Below are 7500 nucleotides of genomic sequence, written 5' to 3'. Positions count from 1 at the left end.
GCGAAATGGAAGGAGCCTAAACCAGAGTGCGTGCATTCTGGGGTTATGGACCGCAACAAGTGAGTCGATTTGATAGAAGAGTGGTTTTGGAAAAGCCAGCCAGAGAGAGTGAAAGCCTCGTATTCGAAATCAATAGACAGCGAGCGGTATCCGAAGTACCACGAGACACGAGAAACCTTGTGGGAAGTCGGGGGGACCACCCCCCAAGGCTAAATACTACTTAGTGACCGATAGCGCATAGTACTGTGAAGGAAAGGTGAAAAGAACCCCGGGAGGGGAGTGAAAAAGAACCTGAAACCCTATGTTTACAAGCTGTGGAAGTGCCATACGTGCACAACCGCGTACTTTTTGTAGAACGGTCCGGCGAGTTACATTTACTGGCAAGGTTAAGAACATAAAGTTCGGAGCCGAAGGGAAACCAAGTCTTAATAGGGCAATTAAGTCAGTAAGTGTAGACCCGAAACCGGGTGATCTACCCATGTCCAGGTTGAAGCTGCCGTAAAAGGTGGTGGAGGACCGAACACACATCCGTTGAAAAGGGTGGTGATGAGATGTGGGTAGCGGAGAAATTCCAATCGAACCCGGAGATAGCTGGTTCTCCTCGAAATAGCTTTAGGGCTAGCCTTGTTTATAGTCTAATGGAGGTAGAGCACTGAATATCCTAGGGGGCGTCAAAGCTTACCGAAGATTATCAAACTCCGAATGCCATATAGATGTTTAACAGGAGTCAGACTGCACGAGATAAGTTGGGTAGTCAAAAGGGAAAGAGCCCAGACCACCAGCTAAGGTCCCAAAGTGCGTGTTAAGTGGAAAAGGATGTGAGATTTCGAAGACAACTAGGATGTTGGCTCAGAAGCAGCCACACATTAAAAGAGTGCGTAATAGCTCACTAGTCGAGAGGTCTTGCGCCGAAAATGTCCGGGGCTAAAACACGACACCGAAGCTGTGGAATTGTACTAAGTACAATTGGTAGAGGAGCATTCTTAATGAGACGAAGCAGTACCGTAAGGAGCTGTGGATTGTTAAGAAGAGAGAATGCCGGAATGAGTAGCGAGATGAAAGTGAGAATCTTTCAGGCCGAATATCTAAGGTTTCCAGAGTAAAGCTGATCTGCTCTGGGTAAGTCGGGGCCTAAGGCGAGGTCGAAAGACGTAGTCGATGGATAACAGGTTGAAATTCCTGTACTACAATAAATCAGAACTGTGGGGACGCAGGAAGGAAGTCAGAGCTGGGAATGGAAAAACCAGTGCAAGCGAGGTACCAGTCTGGTAGGCAAATCCGCCAGGCAATGGGAAGACGTGATGCGGACCGAAATATAAGTAGGGAAGCTGATGGACTTACTGCCAAGAAAAGCCGCTATTGTTTTTATTGTACCCGTACCGTAAACCGACACAGGTGGATGAGGAGAGAATCCTAAGGCCGACGGGAGAAGCATTGTTAAGGAACTCGGCAAAATGACCCCGTAACTTCGGGAGAAGGGGTGCCTACGAAAGTAGGCCGCAGAGAATTGGCCCAAGCAACTGTTTAGCAAAAACACAGGTCTATGCAAAACCGCAAGGTGAAGTATATGGGCTGACGCCTGCCCGGTGCTGGAAGGTTAAGGGGAGAGCTTAGGAGTAATCCGAAGGTTTGAACTTAAGCCCCAGTAAACGGCGGCCGTAACTATAACGGTCCTAAGGTAGCGAAATTCCTTGTCGGGTAAGTTCCGACCCGCACGAAAGGCGTAATGATTTGGGCACTGTCTCGACAATGCACCCGGTGAAATTGAAATACCAGTGAAGATGCTGGTTACCTGCGCCAGGACGGAAAGACCCCATGGAGCTTTACTCTAGCTTGATACTGGGATTCGGTACTATCTGTACAGGATAGGTGGGAGACTAAGAAGTGATGACGCCAGTTGTCACGGAGTCGCTGTTGGGATACCACCCTTGTAGTATTGGATTTCTAACTTGTACCCGTGATCCGGGTAGAGGACAATGTCAGGTGGGGAGTTTGACTGGGGCGGTCGCCTCCGAAAGAGTATCGGAGGCGCTCAAAGGTCTTCTCAGAATGGTTGGAAACCATTCGAAGAGTGCAAAGGCAGAAGAAGGCTTGACTGTGACACCGACGGGTGGAGCAGGTACGAAAGTAGGACTTAGTGATCCGGTGGTATAAAGTGGGATTGCCATCGCTCAACGGATAAAAGCTACCCTGGGGATAACAGGCTTATCACTCCCAAGAGTTCACATCGACGGAGTGGTTTGGCACCTCGATGTCGGCTCATCGCATCCTGGGGCTGTAGTAGGTCCCAAGGGTTGGGCTGTTCGCCCATTAAAGCGGTACGCGAGCTGGGTTCAGAACGTCGTGAGACAGTTCGGTCCCTATCCGGCGTAGGCGGAGGATATTTGAGAGGAGCTGACCTTAGTACGAGAGGACCGGGTTGGACGAACCTCTGGTGTATCGGTTGTCATACCAATGGCATGGCCGAGTAGCCAAGTTTGGAAGGGATAAACGCTGAAGGCATCTAAGCGTGAAGCCCCCCTTAAGATAAGATATCCCATTCTTTTAGAAGTAAGACCCCTTGAAGACGACGAGGTAGATAGGTTAAAGGTGGAAGTGTGGTAACACATGTAGCTGATTAATACTAATAGGTCGAGGGCTTGACCAAAAATAAACGGATAAATAATTCATGTGTAGTTTTTAAGGTATAGATTGAAAATCTCTCATATTGTTATGAGAGATTTTTTTATTATAGAAAAATGTTTATATTTAAAGAGAGAGCCAGGATAGATGTATTCTTAATATGTAATAAAGCACATCAAATGATATACTAAAATCTAAATAGAAGCTAATACTATGGAAAATGTTTTTCTATAATGAGCTTGATATAACAAATATATTGCTATTTTTAAGAGTTATCGACATTCCATATATATAAATGTGGATAAAATAAAGAATATTTAAAAGAAATGTGGATAAATTAGTATGATTAATACAGATGTAATGGTTATTATTAATTATGATAATTAGATATTATGTTAGAAACATTAATGTAACACTAAGGAAGATCTATTAATTTCGATAATTAAATAATTAGTATAATGGATTAATAATATTAGTAATAAAAGCAATATTCAATAATAACAAATAAATTAACAAATAAATATAAGAAACATAAAAATAATAATACAAAATAAATCATTAAAAATAGATCAATTAGAAACGAAAAATAAGGAATAAGATATTTAGATATAATTAGCTATAAGAAGATAGTGTACATAACTTAAAATTATTATGTACACTATCTCTAGTTTTAAAAAGAAATGATAGCTATACTTTCTTCAGAACAATTAGGGTATAAAAGCTGATTTTACTACATTAATAATTAAACCAATCAGTAATGAAATCATCAATAGTAAGTGAGAGGTTTTTAAGCGCTAACTCTTTACTAAGTCTAGCTACATGTGGTAACTCTAAATGAGCTTCTTTTAATAAATCAACATTTTGAAAAACTTTTTTGGTTTCATCATCTATTAATACGCTTCCTTTGCATAAAACAATTGTACGTTCAAAGCATTCTGCTACAAAATCCATATCATGAATTATAGTTAGTACTAGTTTTCCTTGAAACTGTAAATATCGAATAATGTTCTTTATTTTTTCTTTTGAAATAAAATCCTGTGCGATTGTTGGCTCGTCAAAAATTATAATAGGGGTATTCATAGATAGTATAGAGGCTATAGCAATAAGCTTTCTTTCAGAAAGGCCTAGATCATATGGATTACTATTTTCATGTTTTGACATACCCACTAAAGAGAGCGCTTCTATAGCGGCATTTTTAGCCTCAACTTCATTTATTCCTATATTTAATGGACCAAACATAACTTCATCAAGAACTGTTTGCTTGAATATTTGATCATCCGGATTCTGAAATACAAGTCCAATTTGTTTTGCCAAAGAAGCAACACTTTGACTAGAAATACTGGTTCCATTAATTTGAATATCGCCTGAAATTGGCTTGATTAATCCTTTCAATAACTTGACTAGAGTTGTCTTACCAGCACCATTTTGTCCAATAATAGCAGTAGTTCTATTATCAAATGTAATATTTATATTAGAAAGAACCAAATCATTTGGAGTATAGCTAAATGATAAGTTTTCAACCTTAATTTTGTTCATATGAGCGCTCCTTCTTAAGTAATTGTAATGTTTCTTCAATAGTTACTGGGTAGTTATTATCATCTTTTCTTAGATTTAATTTTTTACATATACTAGTAAATATCGGAGGATTGATTCCGTAATCACTTAAGTTATCTAATGAAAATACCTCGGATGGAGTATCAAACTTAATCAACTCACCTTTATGCATGAGCATTACTTTATCACAATAGGCTGCAATTTTTTCAATCTTATGTTCCACCATAATTATCGTAATTCCTTCGTTGGATAGTTTGGTGACAGCTTGAAATACCTCTTCACTACCTGCAGGATCTAGTTGAGAAGTTGGTTCATCCAGAATTATTATTTCTGGCTTCATAGCTATGATGCTAGCAATAGCAACTCTTTGCATTTGGCCACCAGATAGGTCAAATGGGTTACGGTCTTTATATTGTTCAATATCTAACAGTTTCATAGAAAAATTTATACGTTCAATCATTTCATCTCTTGGTATGCCTATATTTTCTAGTCCAAAAGCAATTTCTTCAAATACAGTTTCTTTTGATCCAGTTACTTGGTTAAATGGATTCTGAAAGATTAGTCCAACTTTTTTACAAAGGGTTGAAATATCTGATTTATAGACCTCAATATCATCAATTATAACGCTACCACCATAGCCACCCTTATAGAAATGAGGTACAAGTCCAATTATTGATTGACATAAGGTACTTTTTCCAGAGTTATTTTCACCTACTATACCAATAAATTCACCAGGTTGAATTTCAAATGAGATGTTATTAAGTGCGAGATTATCTCTGTGAGGATACTTATATTTTAGATTAGTGACGGTTATTTTAGACATGTAATGATCCTCCAAATAGATGATAGTATAATTAAAAGTAATAATATGATATTAATTATTTTATCTTTTCTTGTTCTTGTTTGCTGATTTAAAAATGTTTTCTTTGTCGTTGAATTAAATCCTCTGACTTCAAGAGCAATTGCTCGTTCTCTTGTATTTATAAGTGAACTTGTAATTACTGGAGAGATAAGAGGAAAGAAAGCTTTTATTCTGGTAAAAAGATTTCCCTCTGATTCCATTCCTCTGCTTTTTTGCGCATCTGATATAGTAGACATTGTTTCAGACATTTGTGGGATTATTTGAAATACCGAACTTAGTACATATCCAAATCGAGGTGAGAAGCCAACTCTTACAAAGGAATCAATAAGATCGGTTGGTTTGGTTGTAAAGATAAGTACTGCAAAACTGAGAAGAATGTTTAAAACATTAAGTGCAATATGATATGCAAATAGTAAACCCTCTTTATAAAATTTAAGTGGTCCTAATTGCAGTATAATATGTTTATTATTAGAGTAAAATAGACCTTGAATTATAATAGCAGTAAGAATAATAATAGCTGAAAAAGTAAAAAGAGGAATTACTTTTTTAAATACTTTATTGCTAATAATTAGGAATATGCTAATTGCTATAAATATAAGCTTTGTGACTGATACTCCCAAAATTAAAGGTATCGAAAGGGCTGCTAGAATATAAAGTAATTTACAAAATGGATCAATGTGGTTTAAAAATGAATTTTTATATTCATATAAAGTAATACTTTTCATAATGACTCCTATCTGTTTCTTTTATCGAGGTTAGGAATAGACTATATAAGTGTATATCAATATTATGTAATACTGCTTTATAGAATCACTTAATATTGATATACTAATGAAAAACTACAAGCAGAATAGACTGCTTGTAGTTTTTTATGAAGATATCTACTGTTACAAATTAATCATTGAGATTTTCAATTTTATCATTACTTTGGTAGAGTGATGTTAAAGTTTTTGGTAAACCTTTATAAATACCAAATACTATGAGAATAGTTGCAATTTTATCAGGAATATCAACAACCATTTCATCAAAAAATGAAGCTATAAACATAGGAAGCTTTTGTGCAACTGCCCAAGCATATACTGCATCGCCCCATGTATTTCCAGTCATACCTCCCCAGAATATTACATTAAGAGGAGTTGAAATAATAACAGCAACTAGTCCAGCAAGAATACTCGTTAAAATAGCTCCTTTTATATGTCGCATCTGCCCTTTGTTAGCCAATATACCAACAACAATACCAATAGCAGCACTTGTTAGTGCGTAAACTAAAGAGATTGGTGATAATGTTAATCCATAAATTAAATTATTTGCAGCTCCGCATATTGCACCAACAATAGGACCAGCCAAACATGCAGCTAGGCAAGTCCCGATGGAATCCAGCCATAATGGAAGATGTAAAGCTTCTGCAAAGCTTTTACCTAAAAAATTAATACCTATACACGCTGGTATTAATACAAGTACAGCAGTACTTAACCATTTTTTTGTGTTCATAATAATTAGTCTCCTTTTGATTTTGTATGAATAGCTTTTATATTAGTAATGTATATTAGACAATATGTTGTTTAATATACAAAAGATCAATTAGATGTATATATATTATTTTTTTGTTCATAAATATAGATAGAATTTAATGCAACATTTATTTCATTAGATTCACCTTGTAACATATGACTTTGTCCTTCTACATAACTATTAATTTCATTTTCTAAGTTCCCTTGATACTCAACAACAGTATTTAATATAGAAGCAGTTTTTATTCCTCTTAAACCTCCAATTGTAAATAAGGCGGCAGTTTCCATATCTGATGCGAGAACACCTTTTGAAGACCAGAAGGATTTGTATTCTTCTTCATTTTCTGTATAAAAACTATCATGACTTCTTGTTTTACCAATCTGATAGGAACAACCTAACTGCTCTGCAGAATTAATTGTATCTATTAATAATAAAGTATCAGGTATCGCAGGATAAATGCTGTCAATATAAGTTTTAGAAGTACCGTCATCTCTAACCGCTCCATTTACTAATACTAAATCTCCAATGTGAGTTCTGGTAGACAAAGAGCCGCAACTTCCAATACGAATCATTACTTCGACACCTATATTATGAAGTTCTTCGATAGCAATACCAGTAGAGGCACCTCCAATTCCCGTAGAGAGAACTAAAAGCTTAATGCCCTTATAGTATCCAGATATACTATAGTACTCACGATTACTAGCTAATTCTTTTGGTTTATCTAATAATTCCATAACGCGTTTTACTCTACCAGGATCGCCTGGTAGCAAAGCATATTTTGCAGTATCCCTATTGCTTATGCGAATATGTGGTTGTAGTTTATTTAATACCATATTATGTCCATGCCTTTCTATTATTATAGTATATTGAAAATCAATATCTTCGATTTATAAAAGCTATTTTACTATCTTTATATACTTTACATATGAAGTGATAGCTGTCTTGTCAGT

At 36.4% G+C, this 7500-nt stretch carries 5 protein-coding genes and 1 rRNA gene (1 of these 6 running past the window's edge); 1 reads left to right on the top strand and 5 read right to left on the bottom strand.

Annotation, left to right across the window (positions count from 1 at the left end; translation table 11 throughout):
• Positions 1-2647: ribosomal RNA gene (locus bsdtb5_RS18990) — 23S ribosomal RNA — on the top strand; it begins 251 nt to the left of the window's first position.
• A 710-nt stretch (positions 2648-3357) separates the two neighbouring features.
• Here the strand turns inward: bsdtb5_RS18990 and bsdtb5_RS18985 are convergent.
• From bsdtb5_RS18985 to bsdtb5_RS18965, 5 genes are all read right to left on the bottom strand, one after another.
• Entirely contained in the window at positions 3358-4158 is an 801-nt protein-coding gene (locus bsdtb5_RS18985) for an energy-coupling factor ABC transporter ATP-binding protein (RefSeq protein ID WP_271713531.1), read from the bottom strand.
• Positions 4145-4999: an energy-coupling factor ABC transporter ATP-binding protein gene (locus tag bsdtb5_RS18980; protein ID WP_271713530.1), complete on the bottom strand. Its 855-nt coding sequence runs from the start codon at positions 4997-4999 to the stop codon at positions 4145-4147. The genes bsdtb5_RS18985 and bsdtb5_RS18980 overlap by 14 nt, the downstream gene beginning before the upstream one ends.
• Entirely contained in the window at positions 4987-5763 is a 777-nt protein-coding gene (locus tag bsdtb5_RS18975) for an energy-coupling factor transporter transmembrane component T family protein (protein ID WP_271713529.1), read from the bottom strand. The genes bsdtb5_RS18980 and bsdtb5_RS18975 overlap by 13 nt, the downstream gene beginning before the upstream one ends.
• 169 nt (positions 5764-5932) lie before the next feature.
• Positions 5933-6529 (bottom strand): ECF transporter S component, encoded by a 597-nt coding sequence (locus bsdtb5_RS18970; protein WP_271713528.1) that lies wholly within the window; start codon positions 6527-6529, stop codon positions 5933-5935.
• A gap of 86 nt (positions 6530-6615) precedes the next feature.
• Positions 6616-7383 (bottom strand): nucleoside phosphorylase, encoded by a 768-nt coding sequence (locus bsdtb5_RS18965; RefSeq protein ID WP_271713527.1) that lies wholly within the window; start codon positions 7381-7383, stop codon positions 6616-6618.
• Positions 7384-7500: the final 117 nt, after the last annotated feature.

The sequence above is a fragment of the Anaeromicropila herbilytica genome (assembly GCF_016591975.1).
Taxonomy (GTDB): domain Bacteria; phylum Bacillota; class Clostridia; order Lachnospirales; family Lachnospiraceae; genus Anaeromicropila; species Anaeromicropila herbilytica.
This window is presented reverse-complemented; position numbering and strand designations above follow the sequence as displayed.

What these genes read in the sequence shown, in the direction of transcription:
- bsdtb5_RS18985 (WP_271713531.1), bottom strand. Translation starts at nt 4,158, where the DNA reads ATGAACAAAATTAAGGTTGAAAACTTATCATTTAGCTATACTCCAAAT.
- bsdtb5_RS18980 (WP_271713530.1), bottom strand. Translation starts at nt 4,999, where the DNA reads ATGTCTAAAATAACCGTCACTAATCTAAAATATAAGTATCCTCACAGA.
- bsdtb5_RS18975 (WP_271713529.1), bottom strand. Translation starts at nt 5,763, where the DNA reads ATGAAAAGTATTACTTTATATGAATATAAAAATTCATTTTTAAACCAC.
- bsdtb5_RS18970 (WP_271713528.1), bottom strand. Translation starts at nt 6,529, where the DNA reads ATGAACACAAAAAAATGGTTAAGTACTGCTGTACTTGTATTAATACCA.
- bsdtb5_RS18965 (WP_271713527.1), bottom strand. Translation starts at nt 7,383, where the DNA reads ATGGTATTAAATAAACTACAACCACATATTCGCATAAGCAATAGGGAT.